This window comes from Vibrio sp. STUT-A16 (genome assembly GCF_026000495.1).
Classification (GTDB): domain Bacteria; phylum Pseudomonadota; class Gammaproteobacteria; order Enterobacterales; family Vibrionaceae; genus Vibrio; species Vibrio diabolicus.
Genome location: NZ_AP026765.1, coordinates 838,441 through 865,422, shown reverse-complemented (window position 1 = coordinate 865,422; position 26,982 = coordinate 838,441). Strand labels below are relative to the sequence as shown.

Below are 26,982 nucleotides of genomic sequence, written 5' to 3'. Positions count from 1 at the left end.
GAACGAATAGTTCCTCGTGATACTGTGTCGAAAAGCAGAATATTGTGCTTCGCTTTTTCCCCCTTATGTCTATTTATCAGCTAGTTATTACTCTGTTCTCATTTATATCCATGACTCAAGGAGAGGAAAATGAAGGTCACTCTACTTCACGGAGCGATGGTTGCAGCACTCAGCGTCAGCTACCAAGCTCAAGCCTATAACTGCCAAAGCCTACCCGACTGGGACAGCACTGCGACTTATACATCGGGCACTTTAGTAAAAACACAAGGAGCCGCTTACGAGGCCGCGTATTGGACGCAAGGCAATGACCCTGTTACCAATTCAGGGGCTTGGGAGGCATGGAAAGCGTTAGGGCAATGTGATGGTGGAAGCAACAATCTAGAGCCAACAGTGTCATTCTCCTCTCCAACAAACAACGCACAAATTCCCGAAGGCAGTGCGATCACCTTGCTAGCCAACGCAGCCGACGAAGATGGCCAAATCGCACAAGTTGAGTTTGTTGCAGGCAACCAAACGGTTGCTGTGGTAACTCAAGCACCATTCGAAGCATCTTGGACCGCTATTGAAGGTGTCTCGCAATTGACCGCGATTGCGACCGATAATGAGGGAGCCGTTACCACCACGACGATTTCTATCCAAGTTCAACCACAAGTCGAGTTGCCACCACCTAGCATTTCACTGACAAGCCCATCGGGAACGGAAGCGCTTAACGTGGGTGGGAACCTCACGGTGGCCGCTCAAGCTGATGATATTGATGGTGTGGTCACACAAGTTGAGTTCTTCGTGAACAATCAATCCGTCGCGATTGATACCAGCATACCTTACGAATATCAATGGACCGCGAGTGCTGGTACACATTCGTTTAAAGCACAAGCAACTGATGACACAAACCTCGCAACCATGAGCCAAGAAGTAACGCTTGTTGTTAGTAATTCAGAAACAGGGACGGGCGGATGTGCAGATGCAGTGCCTTACGCGGCGGGAACAAGCTATCAAGTTGGCGACCTAGTTTCTCACTTCAACCAAAAATATCGTTGTGACGTTGCGGGTTGGTGTTCCTCGGATGCGACATGGGCTTACGAGCCTGGTGAAGGGCTATATTGGCAAGATGCTTGGAGTGGCCTAGGTGCTTGTTCGACGCCACCGCAAGTTACCATTACGGCACCAACGGATGGACAAGTCGTGCTCGCTGGCAGCAATAACGAAATCACGGCTAACGCAAGCGATGCTGATGGCACAGTCACGCAAGTTGAGTTTTTTGCGAACAACACCAGCTTAGGGGTCATCACTCAAGCACCATATTCCGTTACTTGGAACGCCACACTGATTGGCGCTAACCAGCTTAAAGCCGTCGCAACCGATAATGATAACAACACGTCAGAGTCCTTGGTTGGTGTGGAAGTCAGCGATAAAGATTTGGTCGTCTCACTGACTTCACCAAGTAGCGGTCAAATCGTCGGCTTAGGCAAAAACCTCGCATTAAGTGCCGATGCAACGTCTTTAACCTCAGGCATTAAACACGTTGATTTCATGATCAACGGCTCTATTGTTGCAACCGATACCACGGCACCTTACACAGCTAACTGGACACCAACTGCACTTGGTAACTTTACAGTTAGCGCCCAAGCTGTGGATTTGTCAGGAAGCAATGCATTGTCTGACGCGGCAGCAATTACGGTGGTTGATCAAGCAGAGAAACGTCACAAACTCATCGGTTACTGGCACAATTTTGTAAATGGGGCTGGCTGTCCAATTCGTCTAGCGGATATGGCTGATGCGTGGGATGTGATTGATATTGCCTTTGCCGAAAATGACCGCAACAGTGATGGTACCGTGCACTTTAATCTATATTCAGGCGATATTTACAGCGATTGTCCAGCACTCGATCCAACACAATTCAAGCAGGACATGGCAGCGCTTCAAGCTAAAGGTAAGAAGTTTGTTCTCTCTCTTGGCGGCGCAGAAGGCACGATTACGCTGAATACCGACCAAGATGAAGCCAACTTTGTCTCTAGCCTAACAGGTCTTATCGCTGAGTGGGGCTTTGATGGTCTTGATGTGGATTTAGAGAGTGGATCTAACTTGGTTCATGGCTCGCAAATTCAAGCTCGCCTTGGTCGTGCTTTGCTTCAAATAGAGCAAAACATGGGTGGCGATATGTACCTAACCATGGCACCTGAGCATCCTTATGTTCAAGGCGGCTATGTGGCTTACAGCGGTATTTGGGGAGCTTACATTCCTGTGATAAACGAGACACGCAGCACGCTCGACCTGCTTCATGTCCAGCTATATAACAACGGTGGCTTGCCAAACCCATATCTGCCAGGCAGTGCACCAGAAGGCTCTGTGGATATGATGGTAGCGCAATCTAAAATGCTTATCGAAGGCTTTGAATTGGCCGACGGCACTCAGTTTGCACCACTACGTGATGATCAAGTTGCAATCGGCTTACCTTCAGGTCCTAGCTCGGCAAATTCAGGCCAGGCTCCGACACAGAATATTATCAGCGCACTAGATTGTTTAACCAAAGGCACTTCATGTGGCACCGTTAAGCCAGCGTTCAATTACCCGAATTATGCAGGGGTAATGACGTGGTCTATCAACTGGGATAAGCACGATGGTTTTAACTTCTCAAAACCTGTCGGCGATAAGCTCACCGAGATGAACGCGCAATAAGCTATCAAAGAACAAGCGGGTAAAACGGAAATATCGTCTTGCTTTCATTACTTGTTCAAGTATGTAAAAACGAAAAGAGAGCACAATTGTGCTCTCTTTCTTTATACCATTGAGTTCTACTTTTTGAAGGGTAATTAAATCGTAAATACTCGGTAATCTTTTAGCTCAGGGATTTTCTTCAACAAATCGTCTTCTTGCCCTGCCATGTCATCCAACGAGTCACACAAGTCTTCTGCTTGTTGCTCTACCTCTTTCGAATGCTCAGCTAAACGCTCTTCTACTTTCGCGCTGAGTTCAGCCATACTCTCCGATAATGCAGTGAGGTTTATTCCCCCCTCTTCCTTCATTTTTTTCGATAAAGCATCCAACGAACTCGCTAAAAACTCTTTATTGAAGATCTCTTGTGCTTTTGCAAAGTCTTCAGTCCACCCTTGTGTCATGGACTCAAAGCTTTCCGCTGGTAGAATGAAATCACCATCTTTGTAGTAACGTGATTCAACATCAGCGAAAAAGTCCTGTACTGCAACTTTGACGTTATCAAACGCGCCAGGTGCGTCTAGGCTTTCCGCGACATCATCGATGATGTCATTTGCAAGCGCTAAACCATCACTAGCCAACTGCTTTGCTTGTGGAATATACGCGTTCATTTTTTCGCGATAGTCTTCAATTGCCGCTTTTTGGTCGGCATTGAGTTCAATTAGCTCACCTTTGATGAATAGGTTGTTATCCTCATCCACGACCGCTTTGTCACCCGTCGCTTGGCTAATTTCCAAGCTTTGTCCATCCATACGAACTTCATTATTGATGTCCACACGACACTGCGCTGCATAACCAGTTGCACTGACCATCAGCAATAAAAGTGTAAGAAGCTTTTTCATGTCATTCTCTTTTATTTAACATTACTCGTGTTAAACATAACACTGAGTGATACATGAGATGTCAGCAAATCGTCACGACTTCGTAACAAGTTGTTTTATCTCCTATTTTCACATCAATCTCATCGCCTTCTTCTTTCCTGAATAACGCTCGACCAAGAGGAGATTTTGCTGTTAAGACAAAGACTTCCTGAGCCTGATATTTAACAGTCAGACCACCAGAGCAAGGGCCTACAAAGAAGTGCTTTTCAAGCAAATTCTCATCTGCGAGAACGACGTAAGCACCTACACCAACAGGTGCGCCTTTAAAGTCGCGAGTCACTAGAGCGCGATATTGACGCAGCTCGTCTTCACTCTCTTGGATTCACATTGCTTGTCCATGAGCAAGATATGCGGCTTCAAGTGCTAACGTATCGTACTTATGCTCGGGAACAGTTTCTTCATCTGTCGCGGCATCAATGGCTCGCTGAGCCGATGCATGGGCCACTTGAAGTTTTTCTTCCAGATGTTGGATGATAATTTGGACTAAGTCAGCTTTGTTCATACTTTTAGGACGCGCGTTTGGCACTCAGAGTGTGTTAATGTACCTAAGTTTACCATCAAAGAAAGGTTTCCCTATTATGCAAAGTGACTCGCTGCATCAAACACTTCAATCCGTATTTGGTTTTGACTCATTACGCCAAGGTCAACAACCTGTTATTGAAGCGGTTATGAATGGTTACTCTGCTGCGGCCATCTTTCCTACAGGTTCGGGTAAGTCTCTCTGTTACCAATTGCCAGCAACCGTATTGCCCAATCTTACGTTGGTGATCTCGCCGTTGTTGGCACTAATGAAAGATCAGCTGAACTTTTTGCAAAGTAAAGGGATCCCGGCCGCTTCTATCGATAGCAGTCAAAGCAGAGAAGAGTCACAACGCGTCATGGCAGGGGTAAAAAATGGACAGATCAAAATATTGATGATTTCTGTTGAGCGCCTAAAGAACGAGCGTTTTCGTGAGTTCATTCGCCAAGTGCCGATCTCTTTGATGGTGGTTGATGAAGCGCACTGTATTTCCGAATGGGGACATAACTTCCGCCCTGATTATCTCAAGCTACCGCAATATCAACGTGAACTGAACATTCCACAATCTTTGCTTCTCACTGCAACAGCAACGCCCGCAGTTATTGAAGACATGAAACAAAAGTTCGATATTGCCAGTGAACATATTACCGTTACAGGCTTCTACCGCCCCAATCTGGATATCTCGGTGATCCCGTGCGAGGAAGCAACGAAACAAGAAAAGCTAAGTGAGATCATCGCCTCTTCACCTAAGCTTCCGACTATCGTATACGTGACACAACAGCAGACAGCAGAGCAAGTAGCAAAGTCACTAATCCGTATTGGCATTAATGCTCACGCCTACCACGCCGGCATGAAAAGCGACGTTCGTGAACAAATCCAACAGCAGTTCATGGATAGCCAAATTGACTGTATTGTTGCAACGATTGCATTTGGTATGGGGGTCGATAAATCTGATATCCGCCGCGTCATTCACTTCGACTTACCCAAATCGATCGAGAACTACGCACAAGAGATTGGACGTGCAGGCAGGGACGGGCAACGTTCTGAGTGCATTCTGCTGGGCAATACGTCCGGCTTAACGGTGTTGGAAAACTTTGTCTATGGTGACACACCTGAACTAACCTCGATTAACTATGTAGTCGAGCAAGCGAAAGAACATGCTCCACAATGGGAGGTAGTGCCACTGCGTTTATCGCGTGAAAGTAATATCCGCCAATTGCCACTCAAAACCTTGTTGGTTTATTTGGAGCTACATAAACTCATTGAAGCAAAATACAGTTACTTTGCGGAATATCGCTTTAAGTTTTTGCACGATCAGCAATTTATTGTGAATCAATTTCAAGGCGAGCGACGTCAATTCGTGGAGGCTATTTTCTCCTGCTCGCAAAAAGCAAAAGTGTGGTGCCAAGTTGACCTAGAAGCGTTATGGATGAACTATCAATCGGAACGCAACCGAGTTGTCGCAGCCCTCGACTATTTTCACCAGAATGGTTGGATAGAGCTAGAGAGCAAACAACTGACCGACGTGTACTCTGTTTTGCCAACCACACAGAGTTCTGATGTTTTAATCCAACAACTGTATGAACTGTTCCAATCCAAAGAAAGCAAAGATATCGAAAGAATTCACACCATGCTGCGCTTGTTCCAGTCAGAGCACTGTTTGAGCTCACAATTGGCGAACTACTTTGCTGATCACAATGCACCAAAGCAATGTGGTCACTGCTCCGTGTGTCGTGGTCAAGTCGCTTCGTTCCCAACACCACAAGGTGAGGATATTGAGCCACCTCAAGTAGCAGTGTGGGTGCAGGAATTTATTCAGCTCTCCCCTTCAGCTATCAGCAATGATGCTGTCGCCCGCTTCTTGTGTGGAATTAGCACCCCTTTAATTAGCCAGCTAAAAGCTTCAAAACTGGCGGGTTATGGTGCGATGGCCAACACAAGCTTTGAACAAGTATTAGCTCAGGTAGAAGCAGTAAGAGCCTAGAAAAAGCTCAATTGACGCGCTTGGTTCTCGGGCTTGAGCATCACGTTCAAGCCTAAAAGGCGTATTTCCCGTCCGTTTTGGCGCTTAAGAATATCTCTTAGCAAGATCTTGAAGTCCTCAAGCTCTAATTGCGGATGGATATGCTCAATTGTTGTCAGTTGAAAGTCGGCAAATTTGACTTTAATACCTTGTTTAATAATCGATTTATCTGGGCTTGCACGCTCTAAGCGTTTCTCGAGTTCAGGATAAAGTTTATCCTCGATCACTTGCCAACATTCATCATAGCTCGAGATATTCTGGCTGAATGTCCGTTCCACACCGACGGATTTTCTCTCTCGCTCAACGACGACCTCTCGATTATCAATTCCATGGCTACGCTGCCACAAAGAGGCCCCCTGACGACCAAACTGTCTCAGCAATTCACGATAGTCGCTGTTTTTAATATCCTCACATCGATAAAAGCCCGCTTGATGTAGCTTCTCAAGACTCACCTTCCCAACACCAGGAATGTTTTCCAGCGGAAGTGTATCGATAACTTCCTGGACCTTATCTGGCGGGATAACAAACTGACCGTTGGGTTTATTCATATCAGAAGCGACTTTGGCAAGAAACTTAATCGGTGCAATGCCCGCCGATGCCGTCAGCCCAAGCTCATTCCAAATGTCGCGTCGAATAGACTCTGCGATCAACGTTGCGGAGCCACGGCAAGCTGTTGAATCCGTGACATCGAGGTATGCTTCATCTAATGATAGAGGTTCAATGATAGGCGTATAACGCTCGAAAATAGCACGAATCTGCTGAGAGACTTGTTTGTACACGTGCATGCGACCGGGAACGACTAGTAAATGGGGGCAGAGTTGCAATGCTCGCGCCGTTGACATTGCACTACGAACGCCATATTTGCGCGCCTCATAATTACAGGTGCTAATCACGCCACGCTGTTTTTCATGACCGCCAACGGCGAGTGCAATGCCACGGTAACTAGGATTATCTCTCATCTCAACGGCAGCATAAAAACAATCCATATCGACGTGAATGATTTTTCTAATTCGGTCTGACATAGCCATCAAATACTGTTCAAAAAAACAGTATAAATTAAATCTGCCTTGATAGAAATGAGAGTTTGTAAACGTGCTTTAATCTCGTAACATCACATCAAGCTGATCGACCAACTCTGCCCAGTCTGCGTCTTCTTCAATGGCTTGTTTGAGAAATGTGGCCTGCGAACTTGTCCAAAAGCTGGCTTCATGCAAAGGGGCTGAAGCTCTTTTGTGTCGATGTTCGTTAATAAAGTCCTTTATCTCTTGAGGAGAGCTGCCGAGGCCTAATTGTTGAAACAATTCAGCCATACCGTGTTGATGCATTTCCATATTTCCTCCTAAGTTAACGCGCTTTAGTTTGAGTATATAACCAAATAACAGTTAAGTACGGTGATTAAAGGGAAATGACGTGGCTGTGAATTCTGCACCGACTTAAGCTTCCGGTCATCCTAGATTAAACGTAGCAAGCAAAGTATAAACTCTCAGAGAAGTAGAGCGAGAAATATAAAAAAACCCAGCTTTAGCTGGGTTATTTTGTATTACTCTTTGGATGACCGATACTTAAGCAATTCGATCTTTTTCCCATGCAGCCAATTTCTCAGCTCGCGCCGCTTCACGTGCTTCACGTTTCTTACGCGCGTCACATGGTTCTGGACAGTTACATACTTTCTCAATACCTACTGCACCAAGACCGCCACAGCTACCCTTCACTACTTTCTTCTGGAAGATGTAGCCAACAGCCATCGCTGCGATTACCGCAACAAAAACTGCAAACGTAATTAGAAATGTACTCATAAGAACATGCTCACTTCTGTTGTTATTTCTTCATGAACGGCTTGTATGCTTCCGAAGCCAGCTCTTTAAAACCATTTTCCGTCTTCACAATCATGAAAACAGGAATATTATTTTCGTTCGCAATTGCCATGCCTTTGTCTTCACCTAACACCATAAGACCAGTTGCAAGACCATCAGCAGTCATCGACGATTTATCTAATACCGTTACAGACACCACTTTATGATGAATAGGTTTGCCTGTTCTTGGATTAATAATATGAGAGTATCTCACACCATTACTCTCAAAGTAATTACGATAGTCACCACTTGTTGCAATTGCCATGTCCCCTGGCTCAATAATTTCTTGAATTGAGCGCTCATCAATAGTCGGCTTTTCAATCGCTATGCGCCACGGCACGCCTTCACGATTCACGCCTTTGAGGCGCATTTCGCCGCCCACTTCTACCATGAAGTTATGAACCCCTTCAGATTGAAGGTAGTCAGCAACCACGTCAACCCCCCAACCTTTAGCAATAGTTGATAAATCGACATACAAGTTAGGAATATCTTTGGACAATTTATTGCCATCAACAGATAGGTGGTGAATGCCAGTATTGGCTTTGCGTGCCGCTAGCTCTTCATCTGTAGGAACGACATCAGGGCGAGCTTCTGGGCCAAAGCCCCACAGGTTAACTAAAGGACCGACTGTCACATCCAATGCGCCTAAAGTAAGACCGTTGAGACGAATCGCTTCTTTGACTACGGTTGCTGTTTGTGTCGATACAGTAAATGGCTCACTCGTTTGATGCTGGTTAAAGCGACTTAATTCTGAATCATCACGGTAGGTCGACATTTGGTCATTGACTTCTTCCAGTAAGCGATCAATTTCCGTCTGCATCGCTTTTGGCGTAGGAATACCATCTTGCTCGATATATTTGATGTTATAAGAAGTCCCCATGGTAGGGCCACTTAGATGAATTTGATCTGCTGGCTGCTCACAGCCAGCCAAAATCAATAGAGAAGCGAATGCAACAAGCCACGTTTTCACTTGTTAACTCCCAATGTTGTTGAATTGATATGGGGAATGGGACCGATTACTTAAATCCAATTACCTATATCAACTGTTGAATATTATTTTTACTTCTACAAAAAATAATGGCTAGCTCTTAGAGAGCTAGCCATAGATTCAATCACTTGGAGGGATTAACCACCGAAGTCATCTAGTAGGATGTTTTCATCCTCTACACCTAGATCTTTTAGCATGCCGATAACAGCAGCGTTCATCATAGGTGGACCACACATGTAGTATTCACAGTCTTCTGGCGCTTCGTGATCACGTAGGTAGTTCTCGTAAAGAACGTTGTGAATAAAGCCAGTGTAACCATCCCAGTTATCTTCTGGAAGTGGATCAGACAGTGCACAGTGCCATACGAAGTTGTCATTCTCAGCTTGTAGCATATCGAAGTCTTCTACGTAGAACATTTCACGCTTAGAACGTGCGCCGTACCAGAAAGACATCTTACGCTTAGAGTGCAGACGCTTAAGTTGGTCGAAGATGTGTGAGCGCATTGGAGCCATACCAGCACCACCACCTACGAATACCATTTCTGCATCTGTATCTTTCGCAAAGAACTCACCAAATGGACCAGAAATAGTACACTTGTCGCCTTCTTTTAGAGACCAGATGTACGAAGACATGATGCCTGGTGGTACGTCTGGGTTGTTCGGCGGCGGAGTTGCGATACGAACGTTAAGCATGATGATACCGTGCTCTTCTGGGTAGTTAGCCATTGAGTATGCACGGATTGTCTCTTCGTTAACTTTAGACTCGTAACGGAAAAGGTTGAACTTCTCCCAGTCTTCACGGTATTCCTCAGGAATATCGTAGTCTGCGTATTTCACGTGGTGAGCAGGTGCTTCAATCTGGATGTAACCACCAGCACGGAAAGGTACTGATTCGCCATCTGGAATTTGTAGCTTAAGCTCTTTGATGAATGTCGCTTTGTTATCGTTAGAGATAACGGTACATTCCCACTTCTTAACGCCGAAGATTTCTTCAGGAAGCTCGATGTCCATGTCAGTTTTCATAGCAACCTGACACGCTAGACGCTCACCTTCACGTGCTTCACCTTTAGTAATATGGTCAAGCTCGGTTGGTAGGATGTCGCCGCCACCTGATTTAACTTTTACGCGACACTGACCACATGAGCCACCGCCACCACAAGCAGAAGATACGAATACGCCAGCACCGGCTAGAGCACTCAGTAGCTTACCACCTGGTTGTGTAACGATCGCCAGAGAAGGGTCATCGTTCACAGAAATTGTAATGTCACCTGTTGGTACAAGCTTAGACTTAGCGAAAAGAATCACTAGTACTAGTGCAAGTACGATCAGAGTAAACATCACTACACCAAGAATAATGTCCATTGACTATTCCTTAATTGTTGCGGTTTACCCGACTTACAGTTGAACACCAGAGAAAGACATAAAGCCTAACGCCATAAGACCTACAGTGATAAATGTGATACCAAGACCACGTAGACCTGGAGGTACGTCAGAGTACTTCATCTTCTCACGGATACCTGCAAGAGCAACGATTGCCAGCATCCAGCCCACACCAGAGCCGAAACCGTAAACGATAGATTCAGCAAAGTTGTAGTCACGTTGTACCATGAAAGATACACCACCGAAGATTGCACAGTTTACTGTGATCAGCGGTAGGAAGATGCCTAGCGCGTTGTACAAAGGTGGGAAGAAACGGTCTAGAACCATCTCTAGAATCTGTACAAGTGCTGCAATTACACCGATAAAGGTGATGAAGTTTAGGAAGCTAAGGTCCACGCCCTCAACTAACGCGTTCTCTCTCAGAACTAGGTTGTATACTAGGTTGTTCACAGGAACAGCGATAGTCAGTACTACCACAACTGCAACACCTAGGCCGAAAGAGGTCTTAACCTTCTTAGATACGGCAAGGAAAGTACACATACCTAGGAAGAAAGACAGAGCCATGTTTTCGATGAAAATCGATTTAACTAACAGACTAATGTAATGTTCCATGACGTCCTTACTCCTTCGCTTCTACTTGTTCTGGTTTCAGAATACGGATTACCCAGATAAGGAAGCCGATTAGGAAGAATGCTGATGGTGCTAGTAGCATTAGGCCGTTAGGCTGGTACCAACCACCGTTGCTCACTAGAGGTAGAACTTCTAGGCCAAATAGTTTGCCTGAGCCAAATAGCTCACGGAAGAAACCTACAGTGATAAGAACGAAACCGTAACCTAGACCGTTACCAATACCGTCAATAAGAGATGGTACTGGCGCAGACTTCATTGCGAATGCTTCAGCACGACCCATTACGATACAGTTAGTGATAATCAGACCAACGAATACAGATAGCTGTTTAGAGATATCGTATAGGTAAGCTTTTAGCACCTGGTCTACCACGATTACTAGCGATGCGATAATTGCCATCTGAACGATGATACGCACACTGTTAGGAATGTGGTTACGGATCAATGAAACAGAGAAGTTAGACAACGCAGTTACAAATGTTACCGCTAGCGTCATTACAAAAGCTGTTTCTAGTTTAGTTGTTACTGCAAGAGCAGAACATACACCAAGAACTTGTAGCGCGATTGGGTTGTTATCCAATACTGGCGCTAGAATGCTCTTTTTAACGTTTTGTGCACTAGACATTAGTTAAGTTCTCCGTCACGAACTTTTGCTAGGAAAGGACCAAAGCCCTTGTCACCTAACCAGAAGTCAAATGTGTGTTGAACACCATTACTAGTGAGCGTTGCTCCTGATAGGCCATCAACACCGTGCTCAGAACCTTGCGGTGCGCCGCCTTTCACGACCTTAATCGCTGGCTGATGATCTTCATTGTACAATTTCTTGCCAATGAATTGATCACGCCATGAAGGGTTCTCTACTTCACCACCAAGTCCAGGAGTTTCACCTTGCTCGTAGTAAGTAATAGCAGACACAGTGTTACCATCAGTTTCAACGGCTACAAAGGCATACATCATCGACCATAGTCCTTTACCGTGCATAGGCAAGATAACTTTTTGGACTTCATCTTGGTCTTTTACTAAGTACACCACTGCTGTATTCGCACGACGACGGATATCAGCGACGTCTTCTTCTGGTGTCAATGCGATTGAACGTTCTGCATCTTTTGATGCTTCACGCTGATCGTACGTAGATGCATTACCCTCAGTAAAGTTACCTGTTTCAAGGTCTACCAGACGAGGTTCGATGTACTCAGCAAATAGCTCTGGTACTTTCTTACCGTTCGCGTCAATGCCTGCAACTTCAACGATCTTTGATTGCTTATCTAGGACAGCGTTAGCTTTTTGCTTATCACGCAGACCTACTGCTGCTGTTGATACGATGATTGAACAAACAAGGCTCAACCCGATAACAACACCCAGCGTCTTTTTAATGCTGTCGTTATTACTTGCCATAGCGTGCTAGTCTCCGCTTGATGTTCTTCTCAATCACTACATGGTCGAACAGAGGTGCGAATAGGTTCGCGAATAGAATCGCCAGCATCATACCTTCTGGGTACGCCGGGTTAACTACACGGATCATCACACACATTGCACCAATCAGGATGCCGTACCACCATTTACCTTTGTTAGTAAATGACGCTGATACTGGGTCCGTTGCCATGAAGAACATACCGAATGCAAAACCACCTAGAACTAGGTGCCAGTGCCATGGCATGTTGAACATTGGGTTAGTGTCAGAACCGATCACGTTAAACAGAGTCGATACTGCAATCATACCGATCATTACGCCCGCAATGATGCGCCATGAAGCGATTCGCATGTAAACGATCATCGCTGCACCGATCATTAGAGCTAGAGTCGATACTTCACCAATAGAGCCAGGGATGTTACCGATGAAAGCGTCCATCCAAGTGATAGGAGAACCAGTTACTGTGTTAACTAGAGCACCGTTACCACCTTGAGCCCATTGGCTAAGAGCAGTTGCACCAGAGAAGCCGTCAGCTGCAGTCCATACTACGTCACCCGAGATTTGCGCTGGGTAAGCGAAGAATAGGAATGCACGACCTGCAAGTGCAGGGTTAAGGAAGTTACGACCTGTACCACCGAAGATCTCCTTCGCAACAACAACACCAAATGTGATACCTAGTGCCGCTTGCCATAGAGGTAGCGTTGGTGGAACGATAAGTGCGAACAAGATAGAAGTAACAAAGAAGCCTTCGTTTACTTCGTGCTTACGCACCATACAGAAAAGCACTTCCCAGAAACCACCAACAAGGAATACTGTTGCGTAGATAGGTAGGAAGTAGGTCGCACCTAGTAGCATCTTACTGCCAACCCCTGCATCAGCGGCAATCGTTCCGCCCAGCATTTCAGTTAGCCAGTAGTGCCAGTTACCAGAGATAACTGTCGCTAGTTGATCACCAGCGTACATGTGGTTAAGCGCTGCAATAGCTTGGCCACCTGCGTTGTACATACCCCAGAACATTGCTGGGAATACCGCAAACCAAACCATGATCATGATACGTTTTAGGTCAACGCTATCACGAACGTGCGAGCTTTTATTTGTTACGATACCTGGAGTGTAAAAAACTGTTGCTACAGCTTCGTACAGGGCAAACCATTTTTCGTGTTTACCACCAGGCTCAAAATGATGCTCGATGTCTTCAAGAAACTTTTTAAGAGCCATGAAAATTACCCTTCCTTCTCGATAGTATCTAGGCATTCACGAAGTAACGTACCGTACTCGTACTTACCTGGACATACAAAGGTACACAATGCTAGATCTTCTTCATCCAGTTCAAGCGCACCCAGTGCTTGAGCACTGTCTGTATCACCTGCACATAGATCACGAAGCAGCAGAGTAGGCTCCATATCTAGAGGCATTACGCGTTCGTAGTTGCCAATTGGAACCATTGAACGATCACTACCATTGGTCGTCGTTGTCATATTGAACAACTGACCTTTGAATACGTGACCAAGGAAAGAGCGAGTTACCGAGAACTTGTTCTTACCAGGCATTGCCCAGCCAAATAGTTCTTTCTCACGGCCTTCACGTAATACAGAAACCTGTTGATGGTAACGGCCAAGGTATGCGTGTGGACCAGTTGCATGTGTACCTGTCAGTACAGAACCAGAAATCACACGAACTTCGCCAGGCATCAGCTCGTTATCTGTTAGGTCATCCAAGCTTGCACCGATTACGGTACGAACTAGACGAGGGTTATTCACAACTGGACCAGCTAGAGACACAACACGATCTGTGTATAGCTCACCAGTTAGGAACAGCTTACCGAACGCGATAACGTCTTGGTAGTTGATGCTCCATGCCACATTTTCTGCATTCACTGGGTATAGGAAATGCATGTGGGTGCCAGCAAGACCTGCTGGGTGAGGGCCATCGAAGACGTGTTCTTCTACGTTAGACTGTGAAGAGCGTGGCAAACTAGTGCCAGATTTACATACGTAAACCTTGCCTTCTGTCAGGGCTGAAAGAATGTCTAGACCAGCAATGAATGCTTCTTGTTGCTCATTAATGATCAACTCAGGCTTAGCTGCTAGTGGATTAGTATCCATTGCAGTTACGAAAATAGCCTTAGTAGAAGACTCGATTGCAGGAACCTTGCTAAACGGACGAGTACGTAAAGCGGTCCATAGGCCAGAGTCAACCAACTGAGTCTTGATCACTTCACGATCTAGACCTGAAAGTTGAGCGGCTTCGAACTTATCAAATGTCACCTGCTCTTCACCTGCCACTTCAATCACTACAGATTGAAGGACACGTTTAGCGCCACGGTTAACTTCGATCACTTTACCGGCTGCTGGTGCAGTAAATTTCACGCCAGGGTTCTTTTTATCTTCAAAAAGAACTTGCGCTTTTTTCACTTCATCACCAACGCGGACATGCATGGTAGGACGCATGCCAACGTACTCTTCGCCAAGCAAGGCGACTTTTTTGATGGTCTTACCATCATTAATCACCTGGGATGGAGTTCCTGCGATAGGAAGATCCAAGCCCTTCTTTATTGTAATCATACGCACTTGCACTACTTTTATCGGGAAAAAGATTCTTTTGATTGCGTAACTTTTAGACACGACATCAGTGTCCGGTTTTGATGTTGTTTTAAACATCAAAATCGCAACATCCTATTAAAAATCTCGTCACAAGGAATACGCGAGATTTATCAGGTGCCGTAGTCTAGCATTTTTTAGGAACTTGATGCCATGACCAATCATTAGAATAGAGGGGTTATTTCGGTAGAATCAGGTCTAAAAGGTCAAAGAATAGTCATAACTTTGACCGATCGCACAAATGCCATATTCCATACATATCTTATGGAAAAGTCATATTCATCGCCTGAAATATCCTGCAATTTCCATTCATTTGTTGAAACACTGTTAACACATTTTTTAACCAGAATTTGTGCCACATCAATGCCCCTAAAGAATGTAAAACGAAAAAAGATGGCCTTAGCCACCTTATTCTCTGCACCTTTATATTTTGCGTCTTTAGTGACCGCCACCCATACACATAGGGCTATCAGGAGCGCCATCTTGTTCACGCTTCCACTCTTCATCAGTGTATGTATGAATAGCTAGTGCATGAATGTGGTTATCTAGCTCATCTGCCAAAATTTGATGAACTTGGCGATGGCGTCCAATCAAACGCTGTCCCGCGAACGAATCACTAACAACAATCACTTTGAAGTGACTCTCCGAGCCTGGTGGCACATTATGCATGTAGCTCTCATTAATCACTTTGAGATAGCTTGGTTGCAGCTCACTGTGTAGTTTCTTCTCTATGATTTCTTGGATCATATTCGTTCCTCATTGATGCGAATTCCATAAGTATATACCTAAGTAAAGCAGACGTGTATCACTCAAACATCACTCTCATTATTGATGCATTTTACGTTCAACTGATTTCAAAGCGCTTGACGCTACGAACATGCCTAGAGAGCGACCACCACTGAACACGTAAAATTTGACAGCTTTTTGTATCTCGACACGTCATCATTTGCGACAATAACACTTAATTTCTAAATCAACTTACATTTAGCTATGAAAACCGAACTGAATATTCACGAGCGAAGCTTAACACTTCATCGTTTCCCAAAACGCAGCAATGAAACTCTACAAGCGTGGGATGCCGGTGATGAGTATCTTATTAATCATGTTGAAGAACTTGCTTTGCCAGACAATCAAAACATCCTCGTGATTAATGACAGCTTTGGTGCCCTCTCCTGCTGGTTTTCAGAAAAGCACCATGTGACGCTAATGAGTGATTCTTTCATTTCTCATAAAGGTGTGCAGCAGAACCTTGAGCAAAACCAGTGCAATAAGGTAGCGTTTGCAACCACGATGGATCCCGTACCTTCCAATACTGAACTCGTATTGCTGCAACTGCCAAAAAGTAACCGTCACCTCGTTTGGATACTCAGTCAGTTAAGAAAAGCACTGCCTGCATCCTGCCCCGTCATTGCAGTTAATAAAGCGAAAGACATTCATACTTCAACGCTAAAACTGTTTGAAAAACATTTGGGTGAGACAAAAACATCTCTGGCATGGAAAAAGCACCGATTGGTATTTGCTCAAGCAACGGTTGAACCAACAATTGAAGTGAGCCCTTTCACTACTTGGCGCGTTGATGGCGAAGATATCGAACTCAAGAACATGCCAAATGTCTATTCAGGAGAAAGCTTAGATTTAGGTGCGCGTTTTATGCTGCAGCACCTACCTCAAGACCCATTGATAGATAATGTTATCGATCTCGGTTGCGGTAATGGTGTTCTGTCTGTGAAGTTTGGTCAGCTGAATCCGAATGCTCGATTAACATGTGTTGATGAAAGCTTTATGGCGCTTGAGTCCGCGAAGCAGAACCTGCTAGATAACCTTGGTGAAAATAGAGACATACAGTGTGTTGCAAACAATTGTTTGGACGGTTTTAAACACAACAGCTGCTCTATGATTATGTGTAACCCACCCTTTCATCAACAGCAGGCCATCACCGATCATATTGCTTGGCAAATGTTCTGTGATGCAAAGCAAGTATTAAGTGAAGGTGGTAAGTTACTGGTGATTGGAAATCGTCATCTTGGTTACGACGCAAAACTAAAACGGCTGTTTGGCGATAAGAATGTGAAACTTATCGCTTCCAACAATAAGTTTGTGATTTTACAGGCCACAAAAAATCCTGCTAAATTAAGCGCAAAATAAGCTTTAGCAAAATAGTTAAAAGGAATAATAAAATGAGAAAATTGGTACTTGCGGCTTCGGTTGCGTTGCTTGCTGCGTGTTCAGCGCCTCAACAGCCTCAGCTGAATTTGATGCCAGAAAGCACACTGAGCACCAATCCAATTGTTCAAGGCAAGACTTACAGTTTGACCAGCAAAGATGTACGTGCAGCGCAGTACGTGGCGTTGGTGGATAACGGCCGTTCGAACATTCTTCCTCTTCATGCTAAACAGAATTTACGTATTGCGTTAGAAGAAGCATTAGAGAAGCAGTTTTCATCTCAAGGCTTCCATGCCGATCTAAACAGCAACAATGCAATTGAATTAAACGTTCAAGAAGCATTAGTTAACGTAAAACATTCGGTGATGGAAAATGAGATGGATGCGAAAGTCGTGCTTGAAATCACCGCAGAAACACCAGAAGGTAAACTGGTCAAAACTTACACAGGCACTGCGAAGCGTTCTGGCACATTGAGTGCGTCTGATGCCGACATTGAGCAAACACTGAATGATGTAGTGACATTAACACTTAAAGAAATTGCCAATGATCCTGAGCTTCGTCAATACATGCAGGAGCGTTTCTAATGTTACGCCAGGCAATTCTTTCTCTCGCGCTACTCAGCTGCAGCGTTTGGGCTGGACCAAAAGTGGCGTTTGAAACAACGTTAGGTTCATTTACTGTCGAACTGAATGAAGATAAAGCGCCGATTACGGTAGCGAACTTCCTGAAATATGTAGAAGACGGTAGCTATGAAGGCACTATTTTTCACCGCGTTATTCCAGGCTTTATGGCGCAAGGTGGTGGCTTTAACCAAGATATGCAAATGGTGAAGACTTACGCTCCAATCAAAAACGAGGGTAATAACGGTTTAAATAACGACCGTGCGACGATTGCAATGGCACGCACCAACGCGCCTGACTCTGCTACTCGTCAGTTTTTTATCAATTTAGTCGACAATGATTTTCTAAACTACGGCGCTCGTCCACCGGGTTATGCGGTATTTGGCGAGGTCACGGAAGGATTCGACATTATCCAAAAAATGGCAAAACAGCCAACTACGACGACTCGCGGTATGCGTGATGTTCCCGAGACTCAAATCGTCATCACTAAAGCAACACTACTTAAATAGCCAAAACGATAAGCCCTTTGAATAATCGAAGGGCTTTCTCTTTCAACGGCTTCATTTTATTGGATTGATTTATGTCTTCATTACCTTCCATCACTTGGTTGGAAACGGTAAAAAGTTACCTCGATAAACGACTCATGTGGGTTTTCATGTTGGGCTGCTCTAGCGGCTTTCCGTGGGTACTTATCGGTTCAAATATGTCTGGCTGGCTAAAAGACGCTGGTTTGACCCTATCCGCAATAGGCTACTTTGGTAGTGTCTTTGCGGTTTATGCAATTAACTTTCTCTGGGCGCCACTCGTAGACCGGGTGAAGCTACCAGTGCTCTATCGACTACTTGGACAAAGGCGTAGCTGGATTTTCTTCTGTCAAAGTATTGTACTCGTCGCGACGGTATTTATTGCGGGCGTGAATCCAGCAGAGAACTTGGTGTTTGCGTCTCTACTCGCCTTGTGTATTGCAACCGCATCAGCCACACAAGACATTGCGATTGATGCTTTTCGTATTGATACTTTCCCAAAATCAGAAGAATCTAAGCTGCCACAAGCTTCTGCAATGGCAGTTATTGGCTGGTGGACAGGTTATTCATTACCAGGTTATTTAGCGTTTGTTAATGCTGATAGTGTCGGTTGGAATGGCGTGTATTACGGGATGGCGGTGATAGTCGGTATTCTAATGGTCTTTACGATTTTAGTCGGAGAGCCTAAGACTCAACGCGAACAACTTCAGTCTGCCGCTGAACAACGCCACAAAGAAGTGGTTGGTTCAAAAGTCGTGGCTTGGTTTACTGTGACTGTTGTAGAACCTTTCCTTGACTTCTTTAATCGCAATGGCGTCCGTGTCGCGATTACTCTTTTGCTGTTCGTTTTCCTATTCAAAATTGGCGAAGCGTTTTTAGGCAGGATGTCGATCGCGTTCTATAAAGATATTGGTTTTAGTAACGAACAAATTGGTTATTACTCCAAACTGATCGGATGGGGAGCCACTATCTTCTTTACCTTTGTCGGAAGCATGTTCAACGTCAGGTTTGGTATTGTACGTGGATTAATGATCGGTGGTATTGCTATGTCTGCCAGCAACTTGATGTTTGCTTGGATTGCATCGGTAGGCCCAAATGAGCACCTATACTTAGCAACCATAATTGTCGATAACTTTACGACTGCTTTCTCAACCGTCGCTTTTGTTTCATTTTTAACGATTCTAACCGGACAAGCATTCTCAGCAACGCAGTATGCTTTGCTCGCCTCTTTGGGGAACTTCGGACGAACGACTCTTGCTTCTTTCAGTGGAGAACTGGTGGACTACCTCAATGACTGGAGCACGTTCTTTGTGCTTACCGCTGTTATGGTCGTGCCAAGCTTGATTATGTTGTACTCGCTACGACATTACTTTGATGCTTTATTGGAAAAAGCACGTCACAAGCACTAAGAAGCGCATCAAAAAACCACCGAATTCGGTGGTTTTTGTTTTGCCGAGATATGAGATAAGAGGTCTATGGGTATAGCCCTTTGCCAAACATATTAAATATACGTGCCACACCTTGAGTAAAGATCATCGGCTCGGTCAATACGGTTAAACACAAGCAATCTTCTCCGGCCTTAGTGTAAGGGCTGTGCTTCACTGACGCGTCTCTAATCATCAAATCGCCCTCTTCATATTGGCCATCCTCATCACTAAACCCACCATGTAGGATCAATGTAGATTCTAAGCCTTTGTGCGTATGTTGAGGGATTTGCACATCTTCTCCGATGTACATTAAGCTAACACGAGCATCTTCCCCTAGATCAATCTGAGCACTGAAAACCTTGCCTCCGTAACTTCTCCATGACCCTACAAGGTCAGAGAAACGCGCTAAGGTTTTGGGAAGCTCAAAGCTCTTTCCTGCAACATTCACTGCGGCAGGATCTCGGATAACGATGTTATCTGTCGCTGGCTCCGCATTGATAATATCATTGAACATATCGTCGAATTCAGGGACATATTCAGAGGGGATGTCGCTCACGATATTCGCTTGGCTGGCTTCGACTTGGTTCACATAAGCTCGGCACTTGGTGCATGTTTCTAAATGGGTTGCGACCACAAGACCAGAAACTGCATCAATGCTTCCCGAAGCGTATGCTTCTAACAAGCTGTTATCTGGGTGTTTGTTCATAGTTGCTCCGTATGCATTGAATGCCTTAGCTTTTCTACTGCAAGCCTCAGCCTGGATTTTACGGTACCGAGGGGTATATCAAATAATTCAGCGACCTGCTGATGAGGTAGCTCTTCAAGATACACCGCTTGTAAAACGTCTCTCTGATTTTTCGGTAAAATATCTAAAAATTTAACCACCTGTTCTTTCAACATGTCTTGCTCTGGTGAATAATGATCAACAAGATCTGGTGGATAATATTCTGACGGCCAAATGTCATCAGAATGAATGTGTAACTCCTTACCTTTCTGCTTTCTCAACAGATCAAAGCATAGGTTTCGGATTATGGTGTATATCCAAGTCGATAACGCGCTCTTTTCCCCATCATAGAGGTGCGCTTTCTGCCAAACTGTCGCCATGGTCTCTTGCACCATCTCCATAGCAACTTGCTCATTACCAACATGTTTGTAAGCGAATTGCTTCAGCTTGGGTGCGTAAAAACGGAATACAAAAGCGAATGCGTCTTTATCTCGAGCCTTCACTTTGTCCATGTAATCGTTCCAATCACTGCGCCCCAGTTTTTTTGGGCTATCACTCATCATAATCGGCCTTAATTTTAGGGAGGAGTCATCTCCTCCCATTCGTCCTAATCGGTAACGTCATCAACCAACAAGTTGAAGCCACCGTTGTTCCCATCATCAATGGCAACCACCTGATACACAACACCATTCATCACATTGACTGGTGCTGAATCAACAGCAACCGTACTTGGATCGCCTGCCACTGTCACGGTTACATAATAGGTACCTTCAGCGACATATAATCCCTGAACGCTATCTTTGTACGCAAAATTAGCAATAGTTGGATCACTTCCATCTATTCCAGCGCTTGTAGTGAGATAAATATCCACCATTTCCGCTACGGGATTCGCCGCCGCATGTGTCACATTCAGCGTCGCGCTAGTTGCCACTGCACGTCTCATGTCTTCAACAACTAGAGGTTCGATATCAATCGTTGGGCTAACAACACCGACTGCGTAAACACTGTAATCCATTCCGCCCGCAACCATTAATCCGTCAACATCGATAATAGGATTGGTTGTTGTGCCATCCACGTAAACGTCAATATCGTAAGCGCCAGCATCGAGATCCAAATAACCACGAATCTCTTTGAACGCTAAGTCGGCAAGAGGACCGAAGGCCGCCCCGTTAACGTTGACATCGACGATCGGCGCTCCATCGACAAGATGTCCGACTCTGACTTCAGCTTGGCTGCCCATATCCTCGATTATAGAAGATCCTGAACCATCCAATACCAACAGCTTAACCGGTGACGTGCTATTTGAATCTCCGGTACCGATAGCGGCAATCGTCAAGTTTGAATTAGCAGCAAGAGATATTGTGCCCGAATCAAAAGCAACGCTATCCCCAACAGCAAGTCGAACTTGGTACTCACCAGCGGGAATGTTCAATACGTCTGTAGATGCTTTATATGCAAGATTCATAAGCGGTGTCGCGCTAGCAAGATCAGCCCCTGGCTCGGTGACGTAGAGATCAACGGCAGGAACGCCAGACGCTGCATGAACAACTTGAACATCTAAACTATTGGCATCAGCCATTGAATCGGCGCTGCGAGTCACAACTAAAGGTTCTACTGGGTTTGGTGAACCATCGGCATCACCAACAACGAACACGTTGTAATTGAGGTCTGAATCGAGATCTAATTCTGTTTTAGGTATTACAGTCGCGGTTTCATCGCCTGGAAGTTGAACATCAACTTGAATTGAGTTCATACCCTCACGTAACTTCATGTAACCAGAACCCATACCATAATCAACACCTGTCAATGATGATTTATCGTTTATCCACACATTTGCAAGCGGCGCATCAGAAGACGCATGTACTGCTTGCAAATTGGAATACTCAATGGTGTCGCTGTCGGAGCCACACGCCACCAGTCCTAATGCCGCCACCATAGTTAGCGCAGCTCTGCTAAATCCTTTCATATCCTTGCCTCTTTGTTAGTCGGGGCTTCTATGGCTTCTGTCAGAAATTGCAACGCAGGAATGCAGTTCTCTGCGCCAACGAGCTGTTCGAACAGATTGCAGTCTAAAGGAAGTAATTCAAGCCAGCGCTGGGTCACCCAAGCTGAGTCATCGTAAAAACGATGCTGGTAGAGATTTCCAAGTTGAGGAAACTCTTCATAAACATGGGATAACTGCTGGCTTAAATAGAAGAAATCTGGTGAGTTGTCTGGATGTTGCCAATTGTCTAACCATTCGACCTCTGCATGGCGTAAGCCGTCCGCATCTGCACGAACTCGTTTGACAACAAAGCGTTTCTCACCAGCGACTGTAATACCAAGAAGACCATCACTGAGTGTTTCAAAATCAACGATCCTGACCAAAGTTCCGATAGATGAAACATTTCCCACGTCTTTAGGGTCACCTTCACTACCTACTAGGCAAACTCCAAAACCCACATTTTGTAGGCTGCATTCCTTTACCATTCGCTTATATCGTGGCTCAAAAATGCGCAGGTTCATTTTACCTTCAGGGAGTACAACTGAAGTGAGTGGGAATAACATGACTTCTTTCATTCAAACGTCCTCTTTGATTCACCGATACATACGAATCCCTTATCACTCCGATCACTAACGATTTATGTTGGTTAATCGACTGGCTTAAAAAGTCATAAAATCGCTTACGCAAACGATCCAAATCACATATTTATTGCAATTAAATGCAACAAACAAAAAGTTCCGTAAATAAAGATAATTTCGTGACTCAACTCACCAAAAACGTTCAATTTTGCACCCTTTATCACTTTCATTTGGGATTTTTATCGCTATTATTCCCGCCAATTGGAAAGCGCAGCACAGATTGCGTGTTCTGAATCATTACAAACATAGAGAGTCCCCTTATGCGTAAATCACTTTTAGCTCTTAGCCTTCTAGCGGCTACTTCAGCTCCAGTTATGGCGGCAGATTACTCTGACGGCGATATCCACAAAAACGATTACAAGTGGATGCAATTTAACCTAATGGGTGCATTCAACGAGAAAGGTTATGCTGAATCTTCTCATGATTACCTAGAGATGGAATTTGGCGGTCGCTCTGGTATTTTCGATCTATACGGCTACGTTGACGTATTCAACCTAGCTTCTGATCCAGGCAGCGACAAAGCTGGTGGCGAGAAAATCTTCATGAAATTTGCTCCACGTATGTCTCTAGATGCGGTAACTGGTAAAGACTTATCTTTCGGTCCAGTTCAAGAGCTATACGTTGCAACTCTAATCGAGTGGGGTGGTAACTCTGATGTTAACTCTCAAAAAATCGGTCTAGGTTCTGACGTAATGGTACCTTGGTTCGGCAAAGTTGGCCTAAACCTTTACGGTACATACGATGGCAACAAAAAGGATTGGAACGGCTTCCAAGTTTCAACTAACTGGTTCAAACCATTCTACTTCTTCGAGAACGGCTCATTCATTTCTTACCAAGGTTACATTGATTACCAATTCGGTATGGATGACGACAAAGGCAATAAGTTCAACACTACAGCATCTAACGGCGGTGCTATGTTCAACGGCATCTACTGGCACTCTGACCGCTTTGCTGTTGGCTACGGTCTGAAGCTATACAAAGACGTATACGGCTTTAAAGATGGCGAAGCTCTACCATGGGGTCATAAGCCAGAGTCTTCTGGTGTAGGTCACTATGTAGCTGTAACTTACAAGTTCTAATTGAACCACTAAGTTTCATCAAAAATGGCGCCTTTCGGCGCCATTTTTATTTGCTTTCCTTTTTTCCCTCATTATCCTTGCAGCAAACCTTTTTAATGAGAGCGTTTGGTGAATATCCTTATCCTCGGTCCAGGTGCGGTGGGCTCACTCTGGGCAACAAAATTTCAGCTTGCCGGGCACAATGTTTCATTGTGGGGAAGAAGTTCAGAGAGCCAACAATCACTTCAGTTGGATGACACACCCGCAATCGTATTCAGTAATCAAGATATTTCCTCCGTAAATCAAACGGACCTCATTTTGATCACGGTAAAAGCTTGGCAATTGGAAGACGCCATTCAACCTTTACTGCCTCATATCAACGCAGACACGATTATCATGCTGATGCACAATGGTATGGGTACCGCCTCTGGCGTGGAGAAGGCTCTGCCAAACAATCCGATCGTGCTCGCCACAACGACGCACGGCGCATACAAACCAGATAACCAACACGTACTGCATACCGGTCACGGAACAACGCAAGTGGGTGGTTATAATGACAAAGGAATGCAGTGCGCTTTTCTGCAAGATGTTATGCATCATGCCCTTCCAGAGGCCATTTGGAATCCACACATCCAATCTGCGTTATGGACTAAGTTAGCAATTAACTGCGCGATTAACCCACTGACTGCGATTCACCAGTGTAAGAATGGTGAGCTTGCGCAGCCCGAGTTTAAGATACAACTCGAAAGCATCACTCAAGAACTGGTTGAAGTAATTAGTAAAGAAGGTATTGCTATCGAGTTTCGCTCTCTTTTCGATACGGTAATGCAAGTGGTGAACGCCACAGCTGAGAACTATTCTTCAATGAGACAAGACGTATTCCATCAGCGTCGAACGGAAATTGATTTTATAACCGGATACTTGTTAAAGGCTGCCGAGAAACATCGCATCAATACGCCTGAGAATTTAAAACTTTACCAACGCATCAAACAAATAGAACAAAGCTGGACAGAACAATGAGTAAGAAAATCTTAGTGCCAATCGCTCCGGGCACCGAAGAAATGGAAGCCGTCACCGTTATCGACATGATGGTTCGCGCGGGTTATGACGTTACGGTAGCGAGTGCTGCTTTTGATGGCTCATTGACGATGAAAGCTTCTCGCGGAGTCACACTAACAGCCGATTGTAAGCTGGTCGATATCGCTGATGATGAGTTTGACGCCATAGCGCTTTCTGGTGGTGTTGGTGGTGCAGAAATTTTTCGTGATAGCACGGTGATGATAGAAATCCTTAAGCAGCACATCTATGAGGGAAAATTGGTCGCTGCTATCTGCGCAGCACCGGCGTTAGTATTGCAACACCATGATCTTTTCCCACAATCACTGATGACCTGTCACCCGAGCTTTCAGTCACATATCCCGGAAGAGAAGTGGCGCAGCAAACGCGTGACCTTTGATATCAACCACAACCTGATCACCAGTCAAGGTCCGGGCACTGCTTTAGAGTTCGCAATGGAAGTAATCATTCAACTCTCAGGTAAAAAACACGCATGGTCAGTTGCTGAACCAATGATCCCTCTGCCTACTCTGCATTACCATAAGCTTGGTGAAGAATAATGTTTGACGTAAATGCTGTACGTGAGCAATTTCCCGCTCTAAATCAATCTGTCAACGATACGCCCTTAGTGTATCTAGATAGCGCAGCGACAACGCAAAAACCGCAATGTGTGATTGATGTCATCAGTCATTACTACAGTGCGCAAAATGCCAATGTTCACCGTGGCAGTCATAGTTTAACGGCTAATGCCACCAGCCAATTTGAAGCGGCACGAGAACGAGTGGCAAACTTTATTGGTGCAAACAGCTCTAAAGAGATCATTTGGACGCGAGGCGCGACCGAAGCACTTAACTTAATTGCACAAACTTACGCTCGCAGCACCTTACAACCGGGCGATGAGATCTTGATTAGCGAGATGGAACACCACGCCAACATCGTACCGTGGCAAATTGTGGCCGAACAAACTGGCGCGAAAATAGTGAAAGTGCCAATGACAGCTGAATGCCAGTTTGACTTGCAGGCGTTTGAGCAGCTGATTTCTGAGCGATGCAAAATCGTCGCGTGCGCACAAATAACCAACGTAACAGGCACACGCCAACCTATCGAAAAGATCACCGAGCTAGCGCACAGCGTTGGTGCAGCAATTGTAGTTGATGGCGCACAAGGCATCGTACATGAGCAGCTAGATTTATCGGCATCAGATATCGATTTTTACGTTTTCTCAGGTCACAAGCTGTATGCGCCAGCAGGTATTGGCGTCCTATACGGCAAACTAGAGTTGTTAGAAGCTATGCCACCATGGCACGGCGGCGGTAAAATGGTTGAACGCGTTTCGTTCGAGAAAACGACCTTTTCAGCACTTCCTGGTAAATTTGAAGCGGGCACACCAAACGTTGCGGGCGCGATTGCTCTAGCGAAAGCCATTGAGTGGTACCAAGGTTTTGACCATCACGAAGTAGAGGATCATCTCCATGCGCTTCAGGATAAGGCCTACCAAGCACTAAGCGCGTTGGATGACATCCATATTCTAGGCTATCAACCGAATGCCTCTGTACTGACGTTCGTCATGGACGGCGTTCATCACCAAGACATGGCGACGCTGCTCGATCAACAAGGCATTGCGGTACGAGCAGGACACCACTGCGCTCACCCATTGATGGATGCGCTAAACGTTAAAGGCACGGTACGCGTTTCTTTTGGTATTTATAACACGGCTGAAGATGTGGATAGACTCATCGCCGCCGTAGAAAAAGCCGTCGACATGCTATAACGCCAACGGTTTGATTTGGAGTA

The 26,982-nt window shown here is 45.1% G+C and carries 26 protein-coding genes and 1 pseudogene; 10 read left to right on the top strand and 17 right to left on the bottom strand.

What is annotated here, in order from left to right; all coding sequences use genetic code 11:
• The first annotated feature begins 129 nt into the window (after positions 1 to 129).
• Positions 130 to 2,676 carry an Ig-like domain-containing protein gene (locus OO778_RS04065; protein ID WP_074191709.1) on the top strand — a complete coding sequence of 849 codons (2,547 nt, stop codon included), beginning with the start codon at positions 130 to 132 and terminating at the stop codon, positions 2,674 to 2,676.
• A 134-nt stretch (positions 2,677 to 2,810) separates the two neighbouring features.
• On the opposite strand, the gene OO778_RS04060 is transcribed toward OO778_RS04065, so the two are convergent.
• Both OO778_RS04060 and OO778_RS04055 read right to left on the bottom strand, forming a co-directional pair.
• Positions 2,811 to 3,554 carry a YggN family protein gene (locus tag OO778_RS04060; RefSeq protein WP_074191710.1) on the bottom strand — a complete coding sequence of 248 codons (744 nt, stop codon included), beginning with the start codon at positions 3,552 to 3,554 and terminating at the stop codon, positions 2,811 to 2,813.
• 61 nt (positions 3,555 to 3,615) lie between these two features.
• Positions 3,616 to 4,095 (bottom strand): annotated as a pseudogene (locus tag OO778_RS04055) (GreA/GreB family elongation factor).
• Between the two features lie 76 nt (positions 4,096 to 4,171).
• Between OO778_RS04055 and OO778_RS04050 the strand changes: the two are divergent.
• Positions 4,172 to 6,097 carry a RecQ family ATP-dependent DNA helicase gene (locus OO778_RS04050; RefSeq protein ID WP_074191820.1) on the top strand — a complete coding sequence of 642 codons (1,926 nt, stop codon included), beginning with the start codon at positions 4,172 to 4,174 and terminating at the stop codon, positions 6,095 to 6,097.
• Here the strand turns inward: OO778_RS04050 and dinB are convergent.
• From dinB to bolA, 11 genes are all read right to left on the bottom strand, one after another.
• Positions 6,094 to 7,122 carry a DNA polymerase IV gene (gene dinB / locus OO778_RS04045; protein WP_230198196.1) on the bottom strand — a complete coding sequence of 343 codons (1,029 nt, stop codon included), beginning with the start codon at positions 7,120 to 7,122 and terminating at the stop codon, positions 6,094 to 6,096. The two genes, OO778_RS04050 and dinB, sit on opposite strands and share 4 nt — an antisense overlap.
• A gap of 111 nt (positions 7,123 to 7,233) precedes the next feature.
• Positions 7,234 to 7,467, bottom strand: coding sequence for a DUF2789 domain-containing protein (locus OO778_RS04040; protein WP_012841486.1), 234 nt, complete (start codon positions 7,465 to 7,467; stop codon positions 7,234 to 7,236).
• A 231-nt stretch (positions 7,468 to 7,698) separates the two neighbouring features.
• Complete coding sequence (gene nqrM, locus OO778_RS04035; protein ID WP_005436655.1) at positions 7,699 to 7,932, bottom strand: (Na+)-NQR maturation NqrM; 234 nt, start codon at positions 7,930 to 7,932, stop codon at positions 7,699 to 7,701.
• Between the two features lie 22 nt (positions 7,933 to 7,954).
• Positions 7,955 to 8,959 (bottom strand): FAD:protein FMN transferase, encoded by a 1,005-nt coding sequence (locus OO778_RS04030; protein ID WP_047008896.1) that lies wholly within the window; start codon positions 8,957 to 8,959, stop codon positions 7,955 to 7,957.
• 155 nt (positions 8,960 to 9,114) lie between these two features.
• Positions 9,115 to 10,338, bottom strand: coding sequence for an NADH:ubiquinone reductase (Na(+)-transporting) subunit F (gene nqrF, locus OO778_RS04025; RefSeq protein ID WP_005380271.1), 1,224 nt, complete (start codon positions 10,336 to 10,338; stop codon positions 9,115 to 9,117).
• Positions 10,339 to 10,371: 33 nt separating this feature from the next.
• A complete protein-coding gene (gene nqrE / locus OO778_RS04020; protein WP_005380270.1) occupies positions 10,372 to 10,968 on the bottom strand; it encodes an NADH:ubiquinone reductase (Na(+)-transporting) subunit E in 597 nt (198 codons plus the stop codon).
• A 7-nt stretch (positions 10,969 to 10,975) separates the two neighbouring features.
• The gene (locus tag OO778_RS04015; RefSeq protein WP_005380269.1) at positions 10,976 to 11,608 is read right to left on the bottom strand and encodes an NADH:ubiquinone reductase (Na(+)-transporting) subunit D; all 633 of its coding nucleotides are present in this window, start codon (positions 11,606 to 11,608) and stop codon (positions 10,976 to 10,978) included.
• Positions 11,608 to 12,378, bottom strand: coding sequence for a Na(+)-translocating NADH-quinone reductase subunit C (locus OO778_RS04010; protein WP_006742550.1), 771 nt, complete (start codon positions 12,376 to 12,378; stop codon positions 11,608 to 11,610). The genes OO778_RS04015 and OO778_RS04010 overlap by 1 nt, the downstream gene beginning before the upstream one ends.
• Positions 12,368 to 13,612, bottom strand: a complete 1,245-nt coding sequence (locus OO778_RS04005; RefSeq protein WP_006742551.1) for an NADH:ubiquinone reductase (Na(+)-transporting) subunit B — start codon at positions 13,610 to 13,612, stop codon at positions 12,368 to 12,370. Before OO778_RS04005 ends, OO778_RS04010 begins: the two co-directional genes overlap by 11 nt.
• 5 nt (positions 13,613 to 13,617) lie before the next feature.
• A complete protein-coding gene (locus OO778_RS04000) occupies positions 13,618 to 14,958 on the bottom strand; it encodes a Na(+)-translocating NADH-quinone reductase subunit A (protein WP_041853022.1) in 1,341 nt (446 codons plus the stop codon).
• 474 nt (positions 14,959 to 15,432) lie between these two features.
• Positions 15,433 to 15,741, bottom strand: a complete 309-nt coding sequence (bolA, locus tag OO778_RS03995) for a transcriptional regulator BolA (protein ID WP_005380262.1) — start codon at positions 15,739 to 15,741, stop codon at positions 15,433 to 15,435.
• Positions 15,742 to 15,984: 243 nt separating this feature from the next.
• On the opposite strand from bolA, the gene OO778_RS03990 reads away from it, so the two are divergent.
• From OO778_RS03990 to OO778_RS03975, 4 genes are all read left to right on the top strand, one after another.
• On the top strand, positions 15,985 to 17,139 hold the full coding sequence (locus OO778_RS03990; protein ID WP_074191712.1) for a methyltransferase: 1,155 nt from the start codon (positions 15,985 to 15,987) through the stop codon (positions 17,137 to 17,139).
• Positions 17,140 to 17,171: 32 nt separating this feature from the next.
• A complete protein-coding gene (locus tag OO778_RS03985) occupies positions 17,172 to 17,741 on the top strand; it encodes a YajG family lipoprotein (RefSeq protein WP_012841484.1) in 570 nt (189 codons plus the stop codon).
• Positions 17,741 to 18,286, top strand: a complete 546-nt coding sequence (locus OO778_RS03980; RefSeq protein ID WP_074191713.1) for a peptidylprolyl isomerase — start codon at positions 17,741 to 17,743, stop codon at positions 18,284 to 18,286. The genes OO778_RS03985 and OO778_RS03980 overlap by 1 nt, the downstream gene beginning before the upstream one ends.
• A gap of 71 nt (positions 18,287 to 18,357) precedes the next feature.
• Positions 18,358 to 19,710: an MFS transporter gene (locus OO778_RS03975; RefSeq protein ID WP_006742554.1), complete on the top strand. Its 1,353-nt coding sequence runs from the start codon at positions 18,358 to 18,360 to the stop codon at positions 19,708 to 19,710.
• A 64-nt stretch (positions 19,711 to 19,774) separates the two neighbouring features.
• Here OO778_RS03975 and OO778_RS03970 read toward each other — a convergent pair whose 3' ends face one another.
• The 4 genes from OO778_RS03970 to OO778_RS03955 are packed head-to-tail and all read right to left on the bottom strand — an operon-like array spanning position 19,775 to position 23,011.
• The gene (locus tag OO778_RS03970; RefSeq protein ID WP_048625904.1) at positions 19,775 to 20,434 is read right to left on the bottom strand and encodes a ChrR family anti-sigma-E factor; all 660 of its coding nucleotides are present in this window, start codon (positions 20,432 to 20,434) and stop codon (positions 19,775 to 19,777) included.
• Complete coding sequence (locus tag OO778_RS03965) at positions 20,431 to 21,015, bottom strand: RNA polymerase sigma factor (RefSeq protein ID WP_005380255.1); 585 nt, start codon at positions 21,013 to 21,015, stop codon at positions 20,431 to 20,433. The genes OO778_RS03970 and OO778_RS03965 overlap by 4 nt, the downstream gene beginning before the upstream one ends.
• Before the next feature lie 44 nt (positions 21,016 to 21,059).
• On the bottom strand, positions 21,060 to 22,418 hold the full coding sequence (locus tag OO778_RS03960) for a DUF4397 domain-containing protein (protein WP_074191714.1): 1,359 nt from the start codon (positions 22,416 to 22,418) through the stop codon (positions 21,060 to 21,062).
• Positions 22,415 to 23,011, bottom strand: a complete 597-nt coding sequence (locus OO778_RS03955) for an LON peptidase substrate-binding domain-containing protein (RefSeq protein ID WP_005380253.1) — start codon at positions 23,009 to 23,011, stop codon at positions 22,415 to 22,417. The genes OO778_RS03960 and OO778_RS03955 overlap by 4 nt, the downstream gene beginning before the upstream one ends.
• A 323-nt stretch (positions 23,012 to 23,334) precedes the next feature.
• Between OO778_RS03955 and OO778_RS03950 the strand changes: the two genes are divergently transcribed.
• The 4 genes from OO778_RS03950 to csdA all read left to right on the top strand — a co-directional run bounded on the left by OO778_RS03950 (position 23,335) and on the right by csdA (position 26,959).
• Positions 23,335 to 24,153: an outer membrane protein OmpK gene (locus OO778_RS03950; RefSeq protein WP_006742558.1), complete on the top strand. Its 819-nt coding sequence runs from the start codon at positions 23,335 to 23,337 to the stop codon at positions 24,151 to 24,153.
• Between the two features lie 108 nt (positions 24,154 to 24,261).
• A complete protein-coding gene (panE, locus tag OO778_RS03945) occupies positions 24,262 to 25,152 on the top strand; it encodes a 2-dehydropantoate 2-reductase (protein ID WP_074191715.1) in 891 nt (296 codons plus the stop codon).
• Complete coding sequence (locus OO778_RS03940; protein ID WP_006742560.1) at positions 25,149 to 25,748, top strand: DJ-1 family glyoxalase III; 600 nt, start codon at positions 25,149 to 25,151, stop codon at positions 25,746 to 25,748. Before panE ends, OO778_RS03940 begins: the two co-directional genes overlap by 4 nt.
• Positions 25,748 to 26,959, top strand: a complete 1,212-nt coding sequence (csdA, locus tag OO778_RS03935; RefSeq protein ID WP_074191716.1) for a cysteine desulfurase CsdA — start codon at positions 25,748 to 25,750, stop codon at positions 26,957 to 26,959. The genes OO778_RS03940 and csdA overlap by 1 nt, the downstream gene beginning before the upstream one ends.
• Positions 26,960 to 26,982: the final 23 nt, after the last annotated feature.